Source organism: Hyphomonas atlantica corrig., from assembly GCF_000682715.1.
Taxonomy (GTDB): Bacteria; Pseudomonadota; Alphaproteobacteria; order Caulobacterales; family Hyphomonadaceae; genus Hyphomonas; species Hyphomonas atlantica.
Genome location: NZ_AWFH01000012.1, coordinates 287014 through 307923, shown reverse-complemented (window position 1 = coordinate 307923; position 20910 = coordinate 287014). Strand labels below are relative to the sequence as shown.

Sequence of the window (20910 nt, the reverse complement as noted above, 5' to 3'; positions counted from 1 at the left end):
GTTGTTATGGGGCTGGCGGGCCCCTGCCCTATGAAATCTCAGTTTCGACCGATCTGCCCCGCCAGTCCAGCGGGGCAGTCCGGTTTGGTATCAGCTCTACTCGGCGGCGACGGGGGCTTCCTCGTCACTATCGCCATCACTTCCTTCCTCGATCAGCTCGACGTTCAGGCCGAGGGACCGCATCTCCTTGACGAGCACGTTGAAGCTTTCCGGAATACCGGCTTCGAACGTATCGTCGCCGCGGACGATGGCCTCGTAGACCTTGGCGCGACCGGCCGTGTCGTCGGACTTCACGGTCAGCATTTCCTGCAGCGTGTAGGCTGCGCCATAGGCTTCGAGCGCCCAGACTTCCATCTCCCCGAAGCGCTGACCACCGAACTGGGCCTTACCACCCAGCGGCTGTTGCGTAACGAGTGAGTATGGTCCGGTCGAACGGGCGTGGATCTTCTCGTCCACCAGGTGGTGAAGCTTGAGGAGATACTTGTAGCCGACGGTGACAGGACGCGAGAACTTCACGCCGGTCCGGCCATCGAACAGGTTGACCTGACCCGAGGAGTCGAGCCCGGCACGTTCCAGCATCGCGTTGATGTCGCTTTCGCGGGCACCATCGAACACCGGCGTTGCCATCGGCACACCATTGCGCAGGTTTCCGGCGAGTTCGATGATCTCGCCATCTTCCCCCGGCAGCTCCTGCTCTTCGCCATAGGCGGTCTTCAGGGCGGCGCGCAGGCCTTCCACGTCATTGTTCTGCTGGAACTCTTCGAGCGCGTTCTGGATGATCCGGCCAAGACCACGGCAGGCCCAGCCTGTGTGGGTCTCGAGGATCTGACCAACGTTCATCCGGGACGGAACGCCCAGCGGGTTCAGCACGATATCGACCGGCGTACCGTCTTCGAGGAACGGCATGTCTTCCTGCGGGTTGATCTTGGAGATAACCCCCTTGTTGCCGTGGCGACCAGCCATCTTGTCGCCCGGCTGAAGCTTGCGCTTCACGGCCAGGAACACTTTGACGACTTTCATCACGCCCGGTGGCAGGTCATCGCCGCGCTGGACCTTCTCAACCTTGTCGTTGAAGCGAGCTTCCAGCTCCTGGATCGACCCGTCGAACTGCTCCCGCAGCGCGTCGAGTTCGGCCTGTGCCTTTTCGGACTTCAGGGCGATATCCCAGAGCTGGGTCTCGGTGAGGTCTTCCAGGGAAGCGGCAGAGATCTTGCCCGGCGTGAAGCCTTTCGGCCCGGCCGCAGCTTCCTTGCCGATCAGCAGGTCGCGCAGACGGTTATAGGTGTTGCGCTCCAGGATGGCCTGTTCGTCTTCCTTGTCCTCCTGCAGCTTCTCGATCTGCTCACGCTCGATCTGAAGGGCACGCTGGTCCTTGTCGATGCCGTGGCGGTTGAAGATGCGGACATCCACAACCGTACCGGCGTCGCCCGGAGGCACACGCAGGGAGGTGTCACGAACATCGGACGCCTTCTCACCGAAGATGGCGCGGAGAAGCTTCTCTTCCGGCGTCATCGGGCTTTCGCCCTTCGGCGTGACCTTGCCGACGAGAATGTCGCCAGCCTTCACTTCGGCGCCCACGGCCACGATGCCGGCTTCGTCGAGGTTGCGGAGCGCTTCCTCGCCAACATTCGGGATGTCGCGGGTGATTTCTTCCGGGCCCAGCTTGGTGTCACGGGCAGCGACTTCGAATTCCTCGATGTGGATCGAGGTGAAGACGTCATCCTTCACGATCCGCTCGGAGATCAGGATGGAGTCCTCGAAGTTGTAGCCGTTCCAAGGCATGAACGCGACGAGCACGTTCCGGCCAAGCGCCAGATCACCCAGATCCGTCGACGGGCCGTCAGCGATGATGTCGTTCTTGGAGACGACGTCGCCCACGCGCACGATCGGGCGCTGGTTGATGCAGGAGTTCTGGTTCGAACGGCGGAACTTGGCCAGGCGATAGATGTCGACGCCCGACTTGGAGCCTTCGAGATCTTCGGTGGCGCGAACCACGATGCGCAGCGCGTCGACCTGCTCGACCACACCGGAGCGGCGGGCCGTGATGGCGGCGCGGCTGTCGCGGGCCACAACGGCTTCCATGCCGGTGCCGACGAACGGCGCTTCGGACTGGACCAGCGGCACAGCCTGACGTTGCATGTTCGATCCCATGAGCGCGCGGTTGGCGTCATCGTTTTCGAGGTATGGGATCAGCGAGGCAGCAACCGAGACAACCTGTTTCGGCGACACGTCCATGTACTGGATGTCATCGCGGGAAACCATGGTCGCTTCGCCAGCCACGCGGGCGTTGACGAACTCGTTTTCCAGCTGGCCATCAGCGTCAACCGTCGCATTCGCCTGGGCGATGGAATAGATGCTCTCTTCCATGGCGGACAGGTAAACCACTTCATCGGTCTGCTTGCCGTTCACGACCTTCCGGTAAGGGCTCTCGATGAAGCCGTACTTGTTGACGCGGGCATGCGTGGCCAATGAGTTGATCAGACCGATGTTCGGCCCTTCCGGCGTTTCAATCGGACAGATACGGCCATAGTGGGTCGGGTGCACGTCGCGGACTTCGAAGCCAGCGCGCTCACGCGTCAGGCCGCCCGGCCCAAGCGCGGAGAGACGACGCTTGTGCGTGATCTCTGACAGCGGGTTGGTCTGGTCCATGAACTGGGACAGCTGCGAGGAACCGAAGAATTCGCGGACAGATGCCACGACCGGCTTCGCATTGATCAGGTCATGCGGCATCACCGTATCAATATCGACAGAGCCCATACGCTCCTTGATCGCGCGCTCCATGCGCACGAGACCGATGCGGTAATTGTTCTCCATCAGCTCACCGACAGAACGAACGCGGCGGTTGCCGAGGTTGTCGATATCGTCGACTTCGCCCTTGCCGTCTTTCAGGTCGAGGATGACCTTCATGACGCCGATGATGTCTTCATGGCGCAGCACGCGCATGTCGTCTGCCGCAGCTTCATAGCCCGGCACGCCGACGTTCAGGCGCATGTTCATCTTCACGCGGCCAACAGCGGACAGGTCATAACGCTCCGGATCGAAGAAGAGCTGGCCGAACAGGGCATCAGCCGCTTCCTGGGTCGGCGGCTCGCCCGGACGCATCACGCGGTAGATGTCGGACAAGGCCTCGAAACGGGTTTCGTTCTTGTCCGCCTTCAGCGTGTTGCGCAGCCACGGGCCACGGCCAGAGGCGTCAATGTCGAGCACTTCGATCGTGTCGATGCCATACTCGCGCATTTCGGCGAGCATTTCCTCTTCCAGCATGTCGCCGGCTTCGCCGAAGATCTCACCGGTTTCGGTGTTCACCACGTCACGGGCCAGGAATTTGCCGACCAGCGCGTCAGACGGCACCAGGATCTCGTCCGTGTTGGCTTCAGCGATACGCTTGGCCTTCAGGGCGGTGATCTTCTTGCCGGCTTCGGCAACAGCCTTGTTGGTTTTCGCGTCGACCAGGTCGAATTCCGGCTTCACCCCTTTCCACGCATCGGCGCGGAATCCGGTGATCCAGCCAGCCTTGTCGAGGCGGTAGATGGAATTGGTGTAGAACAGGTCGAGGATCTGCTCGGTGTCATAGCCCAGCGCGTAAAGCATCGTGGTCGCCGGCAGCTTGCGCTTGCGGTCGATCCGGATGTTCAGAACATCTTTCGCGTCGAACTCGAAGTCGAGCCAGGACCCGCGATACGGGATGATGCGGGCCGCGAACAGCAGCTTGCCGGACGCATGGGTCTTGCCCTTGTCGTGGTCGAAGAACACACCCGGCGAACGGTGCATCTGGGACACGATCACGCGCTCGGTGCCGTTCACGACGAACGTACCCTTGTCGGTCATCAGCGGGATGTCGCCAAGATAGCATTCCTGCTCTTTCACTTCCTTGACGGAGCGAGCGCCGGTATCTTCGTCAACATCGAACACGACGAGCTGGAGGCGAACCTTCAGCGGCGCCTGATAGGTCAGGTCGCGCTGGACGCACTCTTCCACGTCGAATTTCGGCGTTTCAAATTCGTAAGAGACATATTCGAGCGTCGCCCGCTCGGAGAAGTCAGTGATCGGGAACACGGACTTGAACACACCGCCCAGGCCATCATCCGTCCGCTTTTCAGCGGGCGTGTGCATCTGGAGGAAGTGTTCGTAGCTTTCGCGCTGAACCTCGATCAGGTTTGGCATTTCGATGGCTTCGGGAATGCGCCCGAAGGATTTGCGGATACGTTTCTTTTCCGTGAAGGAGAGTGCCATCCCAGGATCCCATTTTTTGTGTCGACAGCCACCGGGCTGAAGACTTTATCGCCAGAACGCGAGTTCGCGGCGGCCTCGGAATGAGACCGCCGCGCAAGACTTTGAAAGAGCAGCGCCTCGCGCGAACGCCGCCCGGTTTTGAAGTCGCCGGAGCTTACTTGAGCTCGATGGTTGCGCCGGCTTCTTCGAACTTCTTCTTCAGCTCTTCGGCTTCTTCCTTGGTCGCGCCTTCTTTCAGCGGCTTCGGAGCGCCTTCGACGAGCTCTTTTGCTTCTTTCAGGCCGAGGGACGGCTGAACTTCGCGGACGAGCTTGATCACGTTGATCTTCTTGTCGCCAGCGCCGGTCAGGATAACGTCGAACTCGTCTTTCTCAGCGGCAGCAGCGCCGCCAGCGTCACCACCTGCGACGGCTGCGACAGCAACCGGAGCAGCGGCGGAAACGCCCCACTTGTCTTCGAGCAGTTTTGCCAGCTCAGCCGCTTCGAGAACGGTGAGGGCGGAGAGGTCTTCGACAATCTTTTCGAGATCTGCCATTTTTCTAATTCCTGTTAGGTTCGGTGTTTGTAGTCTTTAATGTGCGAAAACGGGTGTCTTATGCGGCATCCTTGGAGCCGTAAGCCGACACCACGCGAGCGAGCTGTCCAGCCGGTGCCTGAACGACGCCAGCAACTTTCGTCGCCGGTGCCTGCAGGAGGCCAACAAGCTTGCCACGAAGCTGGTCGAGAGATGGCAGTTTCGCGAGGCTTTCGACGCCATTGGCATCGAGAACTTCCTCACCCATCAACGCGCCGATGATTACGAGCTTGTCATTTTCCTTGGCAAACTCGTCAGCCGCTTTCGCAGCCGCCACCGGATCGGGAGAATAGGCAATCGCCACAGGCCCCTGGAACAGGGCCTGGGCGGCATCACCGCCTTTACCGTCTAGTGCGATTTTCGCGAGACGGTTCTTGACCACCTTAAGCTGTGCGCCATCCTTGCGGAGCATGCCGCGCAGCTTGGTCATTTCCGCAACGGTAAGACCGGTATAGTGCGTCACGACGACAGCACCGGACTCGCCAAAAACCCCCTTGAGGGTTTCGAGAGCCACTGTTTTTCCAGCTTTATCCATAGCGGGTCTCCAGTTTGAGGCGCCCGGACCATCCGGCCGCCCTGGTAATCGCCTTCTGGCCGAAGCCTTCCAGCGCCTGCCCAGGGATTGGCCTGCCCGGCTTTTCAACAAAGAGCGCTAACCCCCTGTTTCCGAACCGTTTATACGCCTCACCCCGTCTGCATAGGTGACAGTGGACTGTCTTTATCCCTCCAAATGGTGGGGCCTATGGTCTAGGACAGGAAAACGGGAGGCCCCCGATGCATATCAGAGAACTCCCGTCAAGGGGCGCTTGTTAACGCTTCTTGTGGAACCCTGCAACCCCCCAGAGTCATAAAATGTCAAGGGTGGGCACCAGACCCGGCAGGACGGCCCGTGGCAACGGCAAATTTCGCGTCCGGTAAGAATGACGAGTTTGCGAAATCGGGACTTACAAAGCCTGTGAGTTCTCCACCACGAATCATCTATGCGCACAAGCCTCCCCTATCCCACAAACCCGCTCACCCTGGTCCCAATCAAATCAAGCGCTTGCGAAATAGTTCGGGAAACGTGTCCCCCTCCGCCGAGACGGGGCGATACTGGCAGGCATGGAATTCGAGACCGATCCCGATCTGCCGACGCCCGAGCAGCCGAGCGAACTGGAATTGTTTGCCTATCTGATGGTGGGGGATTTGCTGGGGCCGTTGATGGCGCTGGTGGGGCAAGGCCGGGCGATGGCACAGCGGGGGTTTGACCTGTTGCAGACCGCCGAAATGCTGTTGCGCCGGGTGATCTATCTGAAGGCGCTGCGGATCGAGCTGCCCGCCCCGGCCAGCGCTACGCCTGCTGGCCCCGCCGCCGCGCGCCCGGATGAGACGACCCGCAAAGCCACCAAGCCCGACACGCCCCGCTTCGCACTGATCGAAGCGGAACTGGCCGATGCCACCCGCCCGAAGGATCCGCGCCCGCTGTTGAGACCGGAAGACTGCCCGCGCATCTCGGTGATGGACGAAAACGCCCGCCCCTACATTCCGCCGCCCGAGCCTGAGCCGCGCAGCGTGACCCGCCCAGATTTCGAAACCCGGTACCGGCACCGCGCCCACGCGCTGGCCCGCGCCTTTACCAATCTTGACGGCGAAGCCCAGCGCCTTGCCCGCTGGATCGCCCGGCAAAAGGCCAGGCGCGCAGAGCGCCAAAGCCCGCTCGGCCTGCCGCCCGCGCCGGACGACGCAGAAAAAGCAAAATCCGATCCGGCCTGGCCGGTCCTGTCGGACATCTATCTGCTGGCCGACAGCGTGCTCCACCCCAACACGAGCTGATCCGCATCCGCCTTTGTGAGTCCCCCACAACGCCCTGGCCCCGGCCTGCGGCGGCGAAACTGCTGCGCGCGATAATCTGGCGGTGTCCCCCGTGTGCAAGTGTCGCGTTCGCATCTCCGCAAGAGCGCGCTATAGCCCCGCCCCATGCCTGCCCTGTTCCGACATCTCCGTATGCTTGCGCTCCTGGTCCTCGTGGCCGGTATCGGCGTGCGCGGAACGGTTCCGGCAGGCTATATGGTCGACACGGCTGAGGATGGCGGCGTCATCATCCGCATCTGTGGCGACGGGGTCGGCGCGCTCATGCGCCTCGATCCGGAGGCAGGCACGCTGGAAAAGCTGCCAGACGATTACGATCCGGATGCGCCCTCGCATGACAGCGACCTGCCCGATACGGCCACCTGCCCCTTCGCGCTGACCGCCATGTTCGACCTGCCCCAGACGCCTGCCCTGCCATCGCCGGCCGCGTTCGGCCTGCCCCGGCTTGGCGCCAGCCTCTATGTTGTGCCGCTGTCGCAGCGCCCGATCGACACCCGCCTGCCTGCGCGCGGGCCACCCCTCTCTGCCTGATCTGACTTTTCCGACAATTCAATCAGACACCGCCTGACCGCCCCCCCGGCAGGCGAAGAGGACTTACACATGAAACGCATTCTTTCTGCTGGCACGGGCCTGCTCGCCCTGGCCACCTGCCCCCTGCTCGCCGCTGCCGAGACGCCAGACCCGGCGCTTCAGGACGTGATCATCATCACCGGCCACCGCGCCACGACCGCCACGGACTCGGCACTTTCGCCTGAAGCCGCCCCACTGGACGGCGTAGACATCACGCGCCTCACCGCCCGCACGCCCGGCGCGGCCCGCATCGGCAATGGCGAAATGTCCGGCCAGATGCAGTATCGCGGACTGTTCGGCCCACGCCTGAACCTGCGCATTGACGGCCACAGCTTCGCCTCCGGCGGCCCGAACCTGATGGACCCGGCCCTGCATTATGCGCCAACGCCGCTTGTCTCCGCCGTGCACATTGACCGCGGCATCAGCCCGGTCTCCGAAGGCCCCGGCATTGGCGGCGGCGTCGATGCCGTTTTCAAGAAGACCGACTATTCCAATTCGTCGGATGCCAGCCTCGGCTATGATCTGACGATTGGTGGGCGCAGCGTGAATGACAGCGTCTCCACCGGCGGCATTATCGGTGCCTCCACCGACACCTGGCGGGCAAACCTGCTTGGGGCCTACGAAGAAGGCGACGATACCGAATACAAGGACGGCACGATTGGCGGCTCCGAATTCCAGCGTAGCATCTATGGCCTCGCCACCGGCCTGCGCACCCATCTCGGCGAGTTCAGCCTCGACTGGCGTCGCCACAATACCGGCTTTTCCGGCAACCCGCCTTTCGGCATGGACATCCGCTTCGTCGATACAGACGTGCTGAAGGCCGGCTATGAGAAAGCCTTCGGAGACGTGCTGGTCGAAGCGTCTGCCAGCTACACCGACGCCGCACACGGAATGAATACGTTCGACCTGCGCCCGGCCATGATGCAGCGCGAAGCCTTCGCCTATGCCATCACGCGGAAAGCAGACATCGCCGCCACCTTCCCGGCCTTTGGCGGCAGCCTGCAAATCGGCGCAGACACAGCCGAGGAAGACCACAACGTCCATGTGGTCGACCCGGGCAATCTCGACAATTTCGTCTACTCCCTGCCAGACATCGTGATCGACCGCACAGGCGCCTTCGCAGAATGGACGGGCGCGCTCGGCGCCTTCAATGCCGAGCTTGGCCTGCGCGTCGATGACTATGACGGCACAGGCGGCACGGCGACCTTCGGGGCGGACGCCTCGATGGGCCAGAAGATGCTGGCCGCCAGCTACAATGCATCCGACCGCAGCACGGACGCGACCACACTTGACGTTGCCGCCCGGCTCTGGCGTCCGATCACGGATGATCTTACCTGGCGCGTAACGCTGGCCCAGAAATCCCGCGCACCATTTTACCTTGAATGGTTCCAGTGGCTTCCCTCCGGCTCCAGCGCGGGCCTTGCTGATGGCAATGTCTATCTGGGCGACCAGTCCCTCGATCCGGAAGTGGCCCTGATTGCGGAGACCGGCTTCGACTATGTAACCGAAACGGCCTATATCCGCCCGACCGTCTACATTCGCCAGATCGACGATTTCATTCAGGGTACGCCGTTTGATGATACGCCGGGCGTGGTCGACTCGATGGAAGAGATGATGGCCAGCATGCATGGCAGCTCCGCCGCCCTCCTGCGCTTCACCAATGTCGAGGCGCGCCTGATCGGCTTTGACCTCGACGCAGGCATCGACCTGCCCGGCCCGCTGCGCGCCGATGCGGTCTTCTCCTATGTGCGCGGGGAGCGCCGGGACATTGACGATGATCTCTATCGCATCGCCCCGCCCAGCTTGACTGCCGGCCTGACCTGGGAAGGCGCCAACTGGTCCACCACGCTGGAAACCCGCGCCGTCGCGGAACAGGACAAGGTGTCGGTCACGAACCTCGAAGCGGAAACGCCGGGCTATGTCACGCTCAGCCTGTATGGCGACTGGCAGGTGAATGAGAGTGTGCGCCTATCGGCAGGCGTGGAAAACCTGCTCGATCAGGTCACCCGCGATCACCTGTCCGGCTATAACCGCAATGCCTGGAGCGACGTCGCCGTGGGCACCCGCCTCCCCGGCGCAGGCCGCGGCGCCTTTATCCGCCTCTCCTTCGTGGGCTGATGAATACAAACCCTAACGAAAAAGCCCGGCGCATTTCTGCGCCGGGCTTCATTCTGTTCTCTCTCTAATCCGATGTCGGACTTAAGCCGTCTGGTTGACTTCCGCCGTGTCGATCATCACGCCTGCGCCCATTGTGGAGGACAGGGAGATCTTGCGGATGAACTGGCCTTTCGCGCCGGATGGGCGGGCCTTGGACAGCGCTTCGAGGAAGGCTTTGACGTTGGTCTCGATGTCACCTTCGGAGAAGCTGGACTTGCCGATGCCAGCATGGATGATACCGGCCTTCTCGACGCGGAACTCAACCGAGCCGGACTTCGCGTCCTTGACGGCCTGAGCCACGTTCGGCGTGACCGTACCAACTTTCGGGTTCGGCATCAGGCCGCGCGGGCCGAGCACCTTACCGAGACGACCGACAACCGCCATCATGTCCGGAGACGCGATGACGCGGTCAAAGTCCATGAAGCCGCCCTGGATCTTTTCCATCAGGTCCTCAGCGCCGACGAAATCGGCTCCGGCTTCCTTGGCTTCTTCTGCCTTGGCGTCCTTTGCGAACACGGCGACGCGAACGTCCTTGCCGGTGCCCGACGGAAGATTGACCACGCCGCGGACCATCTGGTCAGCATATTTCGGGTCAACGCCGAGGTTCACAGCGATTTCGACGGTCTCGTCAAACTTCGCCTTTGCGTTCGATTTCACCAGAGCAACGGCTTCGGTGATCGTGTAGGCCTTGTCGGCATCCACGGATTCGAGAATTGCGCGGGTACGCTTACCTGGTTTCGCCATGTCGCTTACTCCGTCACTTCGATGCCCATTGCGCGGGCGGAACCGGCAATGATTTTCGAGGCTGCGTCGAGGTCGTTCGCGTTCAGGTCTTCCATTTTCATTTCCGCGATCTCGCGAACCTGAGCCATGGTGACCTTGCCGACCGTCTCATAGCCCGGCTTGTTGGCGCCGGAAGCTGGCTTCTTGCCGAGCTTCAGCTTGGCAGCCTTCTTCAGCAGCACAGTGGCCGGAGGAGACTTCACGACGAAGGTGAAGGATTTGTCCTGATAGTAGTCGATCACGACCGGAACGGGCAGGCCCTGTTCCATGTTCTGGGTCTTGGCGTTGAACGCCTTACAGAATTCCATGATGTTGATTCCGCGCTGACCGAGCGCCGGGCCGACAGGCGGCGACGGGTTGGCTTGGCCGGCAGGAATCTGGAGCTTGAGGTGCCCCAGCAGTTTCTTAGCCATATTGTCCTCTCGAACGTTTCAGATGGGGCGGTGGTCTTTCGATCCGCCCGGTTACTTTGGAGGCCCGTGGTCTGGCCCGGCTAGAGGCCTCCCACGGAAGCGGGGCGTATGGCGGATATGCCCTGAAACGTCAAGGGGATGCGGGCAGCCATGCTCCCTGCCCCCCAGACCCAAAAAGGCCGTCCCCTTTCGGAGACGGCCTGTCTGACAAAGTCTTAAAAGTCGTGAAGACTTAAGCAGCTTCGATCGTGTCGACAGCGGTCTTGCCGCTGCGTTTGTCGACAGCTGTCGTGAAGGACACTTTCTGGCCTTCGGACAGGATGCGCATGCCGGCGCGCTCAAGCGCGGTCGCGTGCACGAACACATCATTGGTGCCGTCTTCAGGCTGGATGAAGCCAAAGCCTTTTTGGTCGTTGTAGAATTTTACGGTGCCATTTGTCATGAAACACTCCTGATTGATTGCGGTCCTGCAACATGCGGGTCCGCGGAACACGAATTTTGTTTGGGAGGTCTCTGAAAGGAACAGCCGGGCGATGCCCTTGTGTTCGTTGCCTGATCGTCCGGCGAAAAGTCGAGAAACACACATGGTGCCACGCGCACCAAATAGCAATGGCTCGCCCGCAGCGCTTCAGACGCCAATCCACGAAAAAGCCCGGCTGCACAGGGCAACCGGGCTCAAATAAAAATCGCAATTGCCTACATCAGGGCATAGCCCTTGGCATTGATATAGCGCTTCAACTCCTCGGCGCGGCGCAGCGGGTCCGGGTGGGTGGACATGAATTCCACCGGGCGCTGGCCTTCCGATTGGGCGGCCATCAGCTCCCAGAGGCGCACCGACTGGCGCGTGTCATATCCGGCATTGTGCATGTAATCGACGCCCAGCTTGTCAGCCTCCAACTCGTGCCGGCGGCTATAGGGCAGGATCACACCGAACTGCATCGCCGCGCCGCCCAGCGCGCCGATCGTTGTGCCGTACTTGCGCAGCTCTTCTGACTGGGCCACGGCAATCTGGCCCGCCATCAGGCCGACCTGCGCAGCGGTCGAAACCGACAGGCGCTCAGCGGCGTGGCGGCCCACAACATGGCCCGTCTCATGGCCCAGAACGGAAGACAGCTGGTCGTCATTCTCGGTCAGTTCCGTGATGCCGCGATAGATGCCAACCCGATTGCCAGGCATGACGAACGCGTTGACGTCATCGGTATCAAACACGGCCACGTCCCAATTGGCGTTCGGGTCGATATGGCCCGCTTTGGCCGCGCCTGCGGTGGTGCGTTCCCACACATTCAGAACCTGGTTCTTGAGGCGCGTATTGGACACGACCGGTGTCTGGGATTTCATGTCGGTCCAGGCGGTTGCGGCCATGCTGGCCACTTGATCCTCACCAAACAGGATCAACTGGCTGGACCCCGTTGCCGGATTGGTGGTGCAGCTGGAAATGAAGGGGAACACGGTGCCCGCGGCAATGCCGGTAATCAGCGCGCGGCGTGACAGGCGGACATTCGGCGCCCCGGCCAGCACTTTGCTATCAAATTCGACCAGTTCAGCCATCTCAAATCTCCCTGTCACCTGAGTGGAAACGTTAGCCGTCCCCTCTCAAAAAGCAATCGCACCCCTGCGCGAATGGTTCCCAGATTGAAAGATTCTGCCTGAATTGGCCGTGAACACCGCGTTGCCTACGCGTCCTCATCCACCGTGTCGCCAGCCAGGATAGCGGCCTGTTGCACCCAACCTTCGCGCACGATTCGGCCGGAGAAGTTCAGCTCATGATCCACCCAGACCACATTGTCCGGTGTCCAGGCGGCGATCTGATCATAATGCCAGACACCCATCGCGTTCAGCAATTCCTGGATCTTGGGCCCAATGCCGCCGATCTCTGTCAGATCGTCGGGCGAGTTTTCAACCGGCTTGTCCAGCGCGATCGGGCGGACACCCTTCGCGGCATCATCCGCCGCGTCGAACTCTGCGTCATCCTCGTCAGCCGCGTCTGCTTCGACCTCGGCGCCCTCTCCATCATCATCGTCCAGTTCCAGCGCGGCGAGAATGGCCCGGCTGGCCTCCTCCGGCGTTGCCACCGCTGACTCTTCTGCCTCTGTGTCAGCGCTGTCTTCTGCGTCGCCCGCAGCCTCCGTTTCCGTCACCGGCACGGCCACCTCTTCCGAAAAGCGGTCCTCGATCTCGAAGGTGGGCAGATCCACATCGGCGTCAGGGTCTGCGGCAACTTCTTCCGGGGCCTGAGGCTCGGACTCGTCCAGTTCCTCGGGCTCATGCAGCACGTCGTCTGCCGTGAAGCCGAATGGATCAGCCACGATCTCGGCCTCATCTTCGGCCTGCTCTGAATCCTCGGCCTCCGCCGCAGCATCAGCTTCAATCTCTGGGACCTCAATCTCAGGCTCGGCATCTGCCTCAACTTCGATTTCAGGCTCGGCCTGCTCAGCGTCTGCGTCTTCTCCGTCCGCCACCGGATCGTCCGCAACCTCGAAGGTAGCCGCGTCGAAATCGGCTTCGGCCTCGACTTCTTCGATGTCTTCCGGGTCTTCTTCCGGCTCAGACAGCTCCGCTTCGGCTTCTACGAATACAGGCTCGGGCTCGACCGCATCCACTGGCTGAGCCTCAACCTCGGGTTCAGCCTCAACCTCAGGCTCAGGCTCAACCGTTTCGGTGGCCTCGACAGGCGCTTCGGCGTCTGCCGTCTCGGTCTCGAGTTCAGTGTCGCTGTCTGCCACATCAGCCAGAGGCGCGATGACCTCTTCTGCTTCATCCTCGGCCTCCTCGGCGGTCTCCGCATCCGCCGCGACGGCTTCATCGCGCGCGTCCTGATCGCCCTCGAAATAAGCGAGACGCCCTTCCAGATACCGGTTGCGCCAGCGCAGGCGGGCGAGCTCTTCATCGACCTCGTCCTGTGCTGCCGGTGCAGCTTCAGCAGGTGCCTCGACGACCGGCGCCTTCACCTGAGCCAGCTCCGCCTCCAGCGCCTCGACGCGCTGCTTCAGGAAATTGTGTTGCCACTCGGCTTTTGCCTGTTCGGAGTCAGACACGTCGCTTGCCGCCACAGGCGCGGCAGCCGGTACGGCCGTCTCCACCGCCGCAACGCCCTGAGCACCTTTTTCCAGCATGCCTTCCAGATGGCGCACGCGGCTTTCCAGATGACGGTTGCGCCAGACCAGTGCCGGGTTTGGATCGGACGCGCCGCCAACAGCCGCCAGCGTCCCTGCCGCAGATGTGGCCGCAGCCACACCCGCCTTGGCAACGCCAACGCGCTCGGCTTCGTCAGCCTTTTCTTTCAGGGTTTCCAGTTCGCTCTTGGCGCGGGCCAATTCATCTGTCAGGCGCTGCAGTTTGACGTTCTGCTCAGCCTGCACTTCGCGCGGATTGAAATTGCCAATCGGCTGGCCCCGCTGCGCCGCATATAGGCTTTCGATCTCTTCGCGGGCCTGATCAAGTTCGGTCAGCGTCACATCGCGCTCGACCACCGCCTTGCGCATCTTGTTCACCAGCAACATGCCGCGGATGGACCAGCCCAGCAGCAGCCCGAAAACGGCCACGCCTGCCAGCGCAACCCACATATGTGCCAACAGCCACGCCATCACTCGCTCCGTTCTTGAACCTTGAACCCAATCCGGCGATTCTTCGCCCGACCTTCCTCAGTGTCATTATCCCGCACAGGTGCATCAGGACCATACCCAATTACAGCCACCCTCGAAGGGGAAAATCCGGCTGAAACCATATAATCTCTTACAGCTTGCGCCCGTGCCTCACTCAGCATCAGGTTTGCCTGCCGATCGCCCGTGGAATCAGTATGTCCGCCCACTTCAATGACCAGATCCGGCGCGCAGCGGCCCGACACGGCCATCACCTTGTCGAGCGTGTTGCCACTCTCTCGCGTAATGCTGGCTGCGCCCGTTTCGAAATACACCTTGTTGGTCTCCATCACCGAGTTAAACGCCGCCTGACAGGCCGCAACCGGGTCCGCCTCGAAGTCGATCTCGCGAATCTCCTCAACGGCCACCTGAACCGTATCGGTGAAAACTGTGACAGGATAAGGGCTATCCACTGTGGCCAGGTCCTGCTGGAGATAGGCGAGCGTGGAGCCGGTGGCCTCCCCCTCGAAACTCAGCCCCGTCTCTTCAGGCTCAAACGCCATGACGCCGGTCTGAAAGCCGCCCGCGAAATGCGGAAGGCCCACGCGCACACCGTCCAGCCAGCGGGGATGGGCCTCACCCGCCACCTGCATCTCGTCGCGCACGGTCTGCGCGTAGTATTGCCGGGCAATCGACAGGATCTCGTCCCGCTCGGCCTCGCTTGCCACTGAGCCGGAGAGGATCAGCTCTCCCTCGCCATGCGTCGCACTCCACAGCGCCGGGCCGCGCAGGAATGGCTCGCCGCGAAAGGGCGCAGTCACATTGGACACATCTGCAGATAGGCGCGCTCGTATCGCCGAGTCCATCGACACGCCGCGCAGGCGCAAACGCGTATCCTGCAGTCTCGCCTCGCCCGAATTCAGCTCTGACAGGCTTTCCAGCGCCAGCTTGGCCATACCCTGCCAGTTCGCTGCCGGCGCACCATTCGCCACAACCATCCGGTCATCGACCTCTGCTTCACCGGCACGCGCCTCGGCCATCGCCAGCAGGTCTGACCGTACGCTGCGCGAGGGCACATGCCCCATCAGGATGAATGCACCGGAATCTGTCTTGATCGCGCGCCAGACATAGGGAGACACGGCGGCTGCTGCGCCGACTTCGCTCTCCACCAGGGTGACGCCGCCCATGATGACGCCGCCCGATCCGCTGGATGTGATGACCGTTTCTGCTGCCGCGCGAACCGCGTCCACGGACGGGGCCTTGCCGGTCAACCGGGCGCGCTGGCCATTCATCTCGACCTTTGCCCAGTCAAAGCCTGCCTCGGCCAATGCCGCATTGGCGTTGGCCTCCAGCCGCGCTTCGAGGTTTACAGGCGTGTTGCCGGACTGATAGACGGCCCACCAGCCTGTGAAAATCAGGCCGATCAGCGCCACGCATCCAATAAGGTAGTCGAGCAGTCTCATAGAGGCCCCACGACCTCCTCCATTGATAATCCCCTAGTAATCAGGGATGCCCTATTCAGCAGGTCCTAGCAAGGCTTGCCCCGCATAGTCAGAAACGCCAGAACCCTGCCATGACCCGCCCTTCAGAGACGATAAGCAGCGCTTCAAACCCGCTCGTCAAAACCTTGAAAAGCCTGGAAAGAAAGAAAGGCCGCACCGAGACCGGCCTGTTTCTGGCCGAAGGCGCGCGGCTGATCGGTCAGGGGCTCGCCAATGGCTGGAAAGCGGACTGCGTTGTGGTGGCCGCCAGCATGGCGGAACGGCCCCATCTGGCTGACCTGATCCGGCAGGCCGAAACCTCCGGTGCGCGTGTGGTTCTGGCAGCAGACAAGCTGATGTCGCGCATCACGCACAAGGACAATGCGCAAAGCGTGGTCGCCGCCTTCCGTCAGCGCCATCTCGGCCTTGATGCCCTGCCCCAGACCAAGGACGGCCTGTTCGTGGCGCTCTATGAAGTACGTGATCCCGGCAATCTGGGCACGATCCTGCGGACAGCGGATTGCGCAGCTATTTCCGGCGTCATCCTGGTCGAAACCTGTTGCGACCCCTACAGTTTTGAAGCCGTGCGCGCCTCGATGGGGTCCATCTTCGACATGCCCTTTGCAAGCGCCAGCTTTGACCAGTTCAACGCCTGGCGCAAAGGCCTTGGCCTCAACATGAGCGCGGCATCGGTCAATGGCACGGCCCGACATGACCGCACCGATTTCACCGGGGGCTCCGTGATCATCATGGGCAATGAACAATCCGGCCTGCCTGCGCACGCCGAAGCCGCCTGTGACCAGCTCTGCCTGATCCCCATGCGCGGCGGCGCCGACAGCCTCAACCTCGCCCAGGCCACGGCCATCATGACCTATGAGGCCTGGCGCCAGAGAGATTTCAAATGAAGACCGATACCCGCCTCCTGATCGCCGATGACTGGGATGATTATGCCCTGCTGGACAGCGGCCACCTCCAGAAGCTGGAACGGTTCGGCAGCCAGACCGTGATCCGCCCGGATCCGCAGGCCTTCTGGGAACCGGCCCGCCCGGTCAGCAGCTGGCGCGCCGATGCCCGCTTCTCCACCAAATCTCAGGATGATGATGGCGCCGGAAACTGGGAAGTGCTTTCGCCAAACGCCCGTGACAGCTGGCCGATGCAATGGAACGGGCTGACATTCGAAGCCCGCCGCACCGCTTTTCGCCATATGGGCGTGTTCCAGGAGCATTCGGTCCATTGGCAGTTCGCGCAGGAAAAGATTCGCTCGGCGGGCCGCCCGATCAAGGCGCTGAACCTGTTCGGCTATACCGGCATGATGTCACTTGCCTGCGCCGCCGCCGGGGCCGAGGTGGTGCATCTGGATGCCAGCCCGAAATCTAACGGCTATGGCAAAGACAATCAGGCGATGAGCGGCCTGAATGATCGCACCATTCGCTGGATTGCCGATGATGCGATGAAGTTCACCGCGCGCGAGATCCGTCGGGGCAATCAATATGACGCGATCATTCTCGACCCGCCAAAATTCGGCCGCGGCCCGAAGAACGAGACCTGGCGGTTCGAGGAAAACCTCCCCGCCCTACTCGACACGGTGAAGACACTGCTGAGTGACCGGCCCCTGTTCGTGATCCTCACAGCCTATGCCGTCCGCCTGTCCTATCTCGCCTTGTCACAGGCCCTGGCCGACCGCCTCTCCCCGCTTGGCGGCATCATGGAGACCGGCGAGATGGCCCTGCCCCAGCAAGGCGGCGAACGCCTGCTGCCGACGGCAATCTACGCCCGCTGGCATTCCGGAAGCTGATCGACAGCTCCTGCCTCTCCCAGAAATCAAACAGCCTTGAGCCTGGTTCAGGTGAGTGCCCGTCAAGGGCGCGATACGGAACCCGCCCAAAATGCCCTGAGCCCGGTTCATGTGAAGCGCAAAGCGCTGATACGAAACCCGTTCAAAACAAAAACGGCGGCCCCGAAAGGCCGCCGTTCCTATTTCTTGATGTCCGTCAGACTTAGAAGTCGAACGTCGCACCCATGAAGATGTAACGACCGAATGCGTCGTACACTTGTGGGTAGGTGTTACCGTTACCCGGTGCCGTACCAACCACGGAGGAGAGCGGTGGCTCTTCATCCGTCAGGTTGTTCACGCCAAGGCGGAAGGACATGTAGTCCGTAGCAGCCCAGGAACCGGTCAGGTCGAGGTAGTTCTGAGCGTCGAGAACGCCGTTGATGGTGCCATCGTCACCACCTTCGATCTCAACTTCAGAGAAGTAACGCCACGTACCGGTGACGCTGAACTTGCCATCAGCATCAGCCCAGGTGACAGAAGCCTTGTGACGGTATTCCGGAGAGGAACCGTTCGCAACTTCTGTACCACCACCGGAGGCACAGCTGCCGCCATAGTAGCCAACACAGTCGAAGATATCAGCAGCTGGCGAATTCGGCAGCGGCTTGGTTTCGAGCGACTCAAGCAGTGTACCAACATAGTCGAACGTCAGACCACCACGGGTGTCGAGGTCGAGATCGTAGCTTGCGAGCAAGTCGAAGCCGGATGTCGACAGCGAACCGGTGTTGATATTGGTCGCAACGATGTAGCCAGTCTGGTTAGCCCAGAGCGTACCACCGGAACCACGGTTGACCAGCGAACAGAAGTACTCGTCGCCTGTCTCAAGGCAGGTGTCGAGTGCCAGTTCCTGCGGAACCGTACCAACGAGGTCTTCAACAGTGATGTCGAAGTAGTCGAGCGATACGGTCAGGCCCGGGATCATGGATGGTGTTGCCACAAAACCGATGGTGTAGGTGTCGGACTGCTCTGGATCGAGGTCCGGGTTACCACCGGTCAGCGTGTTGAACTGGCCAGCCGGGTTGTCAGCAATGTTCCGGTACTGGTCCGGTGTCACGCCAGTGTTGGCACACTGAGCGAGCGTTGCTGTCGGAGCTGCACCGGCACACGGATCGTAGATGCCATTGGAGCCCTGGGTCAGGTCAAACAGACCGATCGACTGGGTGGAGAACAGTTCGAAGATGTTCGCAGCACGGACAGCGCGCTGGAACGAACCGCGGAAGCGGATGTCTTCGACCGGAGCGTACTCCAGACCGATCTTGTAGGCGTCCGAAGACACAGCATCATAGTTCGAACGACGATAGGCCAGGTCAACGCCGAGAGATTCGACACCTTCATAGCCTTCGATCAGAGGTGCGTTGACCTCGACGAAGTAGTCATAGACTTCCTGCGAACCTGAAATCGGGTTCGTTGGGCCGCCTTGACCAGCACCGTCGCCAGACTGGAAGTTGCTGTCTGGATTGGAGTCCAGCGTGTCACGACGATACTCGGCACCGAAAGCGATTTTCACGCCTTCTTCGGCCATCGGAGACGTCATGCCATAATCAGCAAGGTCAGCATACATTTTGGCCGTAACAACTGTCTGTGTGACGTCACCATCACGGAACAGTGGCTGGCTGATGTAGCTCACCGCAGCGTCGGACGGGCCGTTGGGTCCGAAGATGTCGTACGGTGCACAGTTTGGATCATCGTTGGTCGGATCGTCGTCAGCATTGATCCGGCAAACGATTTGGTCGGTCGGGTTGCCTTCATCATCCAAGGCGTAGGCGGCATCAAGTGCCAGACCGATTTTGCGGATTGACAGATCGTTCTGGTAAATCTCGGAACGATGGTTGTTCGCGTAGATTGCGCTGATGTCGTAGCCCCAAGGCGTATCGCCGATGGTGCCCTTCATGCCGATCACGCCACGATAGGTCGTGTGGCGGATGTCATTGAAGCGATTACCGCCTTCGACGTTACGACGCAGAAGCAGAATGTCCGCGATGCCGTCCGGGCCAAGCGCGGCCTGGTCGGGGTCACCATCGAAACGCGCAACGAAGTCGTCCTGATCAGCCAGCACGTTGCCAGCAGCGTCCGTGTACTCACCATCGAGATTCGTGTAACGATCGATCGCACCGTCTGCGATTTCGCCGCAGAGATAGTCAACCTGCTGAGCGGACAGGAACGGGTTGTTACAACGAATGCCGCCAGCACCGCCACCGATACCATAGCCGAACACACCGGAAGGTGCGATCTGAGACTTGGTGCGGTTGTCCATGAACATCAGTTCGGAATACACATTCACGTACTCGTTGATGTCATAGTTTGCGAAAGCGCCGAAGGAGTAACGCTCGTTCGGACGCTGATAGTGGTTGTACGGGTTATAGTTGAACGTATCGGAAACGAAGTTACGAGGTCCGATTTCGCCCTGACCATCGAGCACGCGCGCCCAGCCGGTTTGCGTCTGGCTGGTCGGGTCCACACCACCTGGGATCGTGTAGCCTTGAGCAACGTCCAGAATGTTGGCGAACTGGTTCGTTGAAGAACCGGCACAGGTGAAGTCCTGACCTTCATTGGTCGTCGACAGCGCACACTGTGAATAGTCGCGGTTTGCCTGAAGGATTTCCTTCGTGTTCTGGAAGCTGACAAAGGCAGACGCGTGGCCGCGGCCATTGTCGAACTTGCCACCAACAGCAGCCGTGATGTCGAAGGTTTCACCGTCAGAGGTGGAACCACTCGGCACAGTGTACTGGCTCGGGTTACCAGCAGCAAAGTCAGACAGGATGTCCTGAATGTAGCTGTTGGAGTTGTCGTGCTGGTAGAAAGAATAGTTGGAGTCGATGCGCAGACCTTCGAACTCTGTGTCGAGCACGAAGTTCACAACACCGGCAACAGCGTCAGAACCGTAGGTCGCAGATGCACCACCGGTCAGGACGTCAACTTTCTTGACCATGGCGGCCGGGATGAAGTTGATGTCCGGAGCAGCCGTGTTCAGCGAGCCGTATGGCAGGCGGCGGCCGTTCAAAAGGGTCAGCGTACGGGATGCACCGAGACCACGCAGGTTGACCGAAGACGTACCGGTCGAGCCGTTGGCCAGGTTGGAGCCCTGAGCGCCGAATGCCTGTGGCAGCGAGTTGATCATGTCTTCCGCACGAACAACACCGCGGACGTCGAAGTCTGCGGAGCCGAGCGATGTGACCGGGCTGGTTTCAACCAGGTTGCCGCTTTGCGGGATCAGGGACCCCGTGACAACGATGGTTTGCTGGACAGCGGCTTCTTCGTCGCCTGCTTCCGTTACTGCGATGACTTCGTCTTCTTGTGCATGTGCCGGCAACGCAGCAGCGGCCGCGAGTGCAGCCCCCGCAAACACCGACGACGCCAGAAGGCGTGTCTTCAAGTTAAGTTCGCTCACCTGAACCTCCGAGTGGGATTATTTTGAAAAATGCCCGCGTCTCACGACGGGCAA

Annotated in this window: 15 protein-coding genes; 5 read left to right on the top strand and 10 right to left on the bottom strand. The window is 61.1% G+C overall.

The window, feature by feature from the left end:
• Positions 1 to 96: 96 nt before the first annotated feature.
• The 3 genes from rpoB to rplJ all read right to left on the bottom strand — a co-directional run bounded on the left by rpoB (position 97) and on the right by rplJ (position 5342).
• Complete coding sequence (gene rpoB, locus HY36_RS08810) at positions 97 to 4233, bottom strand: DNA-directed RNA polymerase subunit beta (RefSeq protein WP_035551241.1); 4137 nt, start codon at positions 4231 to 4233, stop codon at positions 97 to 99.
• Positions 4234 to 4387: 154 nt separating this feature from the next.
• Complete coding sequence (rplL, locus tag HY36_RS08805) at positions 4388 to 4768, bottom strand: 50S ribosomal protein L7/L12 (protein WP_035551239.1); 381 nt, start codon at positions 4766 to 4768, stop codon at positions 4388 to 4390.
• Between the two features lie 58 nt (positions 4769 to 4826).
• Entirely contained in the window at positions 4827 to 5342 is a 516-nt protein-coding gene (gene rplJ, locus HY36_RS08800; RefSeq protein WP_035551236.1) for a 50S ribosomal protein L10, read from the bottom strand.
• A 566-nt stretch (positions 5343 to 5908) separates the two neighbouring features.
• Here rplJ and HY36_RS08795 point away from each other — a divergent pair.
• The 3 genes from HY36_RS08795 to HY36_RS08785 all read left to right on the top strand — a co-directional run bounded on the left by HY36_RS08795 (position 5909) and on the right by HY36_RS08785 (position 9343).
• Entirely contained in the window at positions 5909 to 6619 is a 711-nt protein-coding gene (locus HY36_RS08795; protein WP_035551234.1) for a hypothetical protein, read from the top strand.
• Between the two features lie 144 nt (positions 6620 to 6763).
• Positions 6764 to 7186: a hypothetical protein gene (locus HY36_RS08790; RefSeq protein ID WP_035551232.1), complete on the top strand. Its 423-nt coding sequence runs from the start codon at positions 6764 to 6766 to the stop codon at positions 7184 to 7186.
• A gap of 69 nt (positions 7187 to 7255) precedes the next feature.
• Positions 7256 to 9343: a TonB-dependent receptor plug domain-containing protein gene (locus tag HY36_RS08785; protein WP_035551229.1), complete on the top strand. Its 2088-nt coding sequence runs from the start codon at positions 7256 to 7258 to the stop codon at positions 9341 to 9343.
• 81 nt (positions 9344 to 9424) lie between these two features.
• On the opposite strand, the gene rplA is transcribed toward HY36_RS08785, so the two are convergent.
• The 6 genes from rplA to HY36_RS08755 all read right to left on the bottom strand — a co-directional run bounded on the left by rplA (position 9425) and on the right by HY36_RS08755 (position 15619).
• The gene (rplA, locus tag HY36_RS08780; RefSeq protein WP_035551226.1) at positions 9425 to 10126 is read right to left on the bottom strand and encodes a 50S ribosomal protein L1; all 702 of its coding nucleotides are present in this window, start codon (positions 10124 to 10126) and stop codon (positions 9425 to 9427) included.
• A 5-nt stretch (positions 10127 to 10131) separates the two neighbouring features.
• Positions 10132 to 10578 (bottom strand): 50S ribosomal protein L11, encoded by a 447-nt coding sequence (gene rplK / locus HY36_RS08775; RefSeq protein ID WP_027837369.1) that lies wholly within the window; start codon positions 10576 to 10578, stop codon positions 10132 to 10134.
• 232 nt (positions 10579 to 10810) lie between these two features.
• Entirely contained in the window at positions 10811 to 11020 is a 210-nt protein-coding gene (locus HY36_RS08770) for a cold-shock protein (protein WP_035551222.1), read from the bottom strand.
• Positions 11021 to 11274: 254 nt separating this feature from the next.
• On the bottom strand, positions 11275 to 12126 hold the full coding sequence (locus HY36_RS08765) for a M48 family metallopeptidase (RefSeq protein WP_051602648.1): 852 nt from the start codon (positions 12124 to 12126) through the stop codon (positions 11275 to 11277).
• Positions 12127 to 12251: 125 nt separating this feature from the next.
• Positions 12252 to 14162 (bottom strand): hypothetical protein, encoded by a 1911-nt coding sequence (locus tag HY36_RS08760; protein ID WP_035551218.1) that lies wholly within the window; start codon positions 14160 to 14162, stop codon positions 12252 to 12254.
• A complete protein-coding gene (locus HY36_RS08755) occupies positions 14162 to 15619 on the bottom strand; it encodes an OmpA family protein (protein ID WP_035551216.1) in 1458 nt (485 codons plus the stop codon). Before HY36_RS08755 ends, HY36_RS08760 begins: the two co-directional genes overlap by 1 nt.
• Before the next feature lie 110 nt (positions 15620 to 15729).
• On the opposite strand from HY36_RS08755, the gene HY36_RS08750 reads away from it, so the two are divergent.
• A complete protein-coding gene (locus tag HY36_RS08750) occupies positions 15730 to 16542 on the top strand; it encodes a TrmH family RNA methyltransferase (protein WP_035551214.1) in 813 nt (270 codons plus the stop codon).
• Positions 16539 to 17432, top strand: coding sequence for a class I SAM-dependent methyltransferase (locus tag HY36_RS08745; protein WP_035551211.1), 894 nt, complete (start codon positions 16539 to 16541; stop codon positions 17430 to 17432). The genes HY36_RS08750 and HY36_RS08745 overlap by 4 nt, the downstream gene beginning before the upstream one ends.
• Positions 17433 to 17634: 202 nt before the next feature.
• Here the strand turns inward: HY36_RS08745 and HY36_RS08740 are convergent, their stop codons facing one another.
• The gene (locus HY36_RS08740; RefSeq protein WP_051602647.1) at positions 17635 to 20856 is read right to left on the bottom strand and encodes a TonB-dependent receptor domain-containing protein; all 3222 of its coding nucleotides are present in this window, start codon (positions 20854 to 20856) and stop codon (positions 17635 to 17637) included.
• Positions 20857 to 20910: the final 54 nt, after the last annotated feature.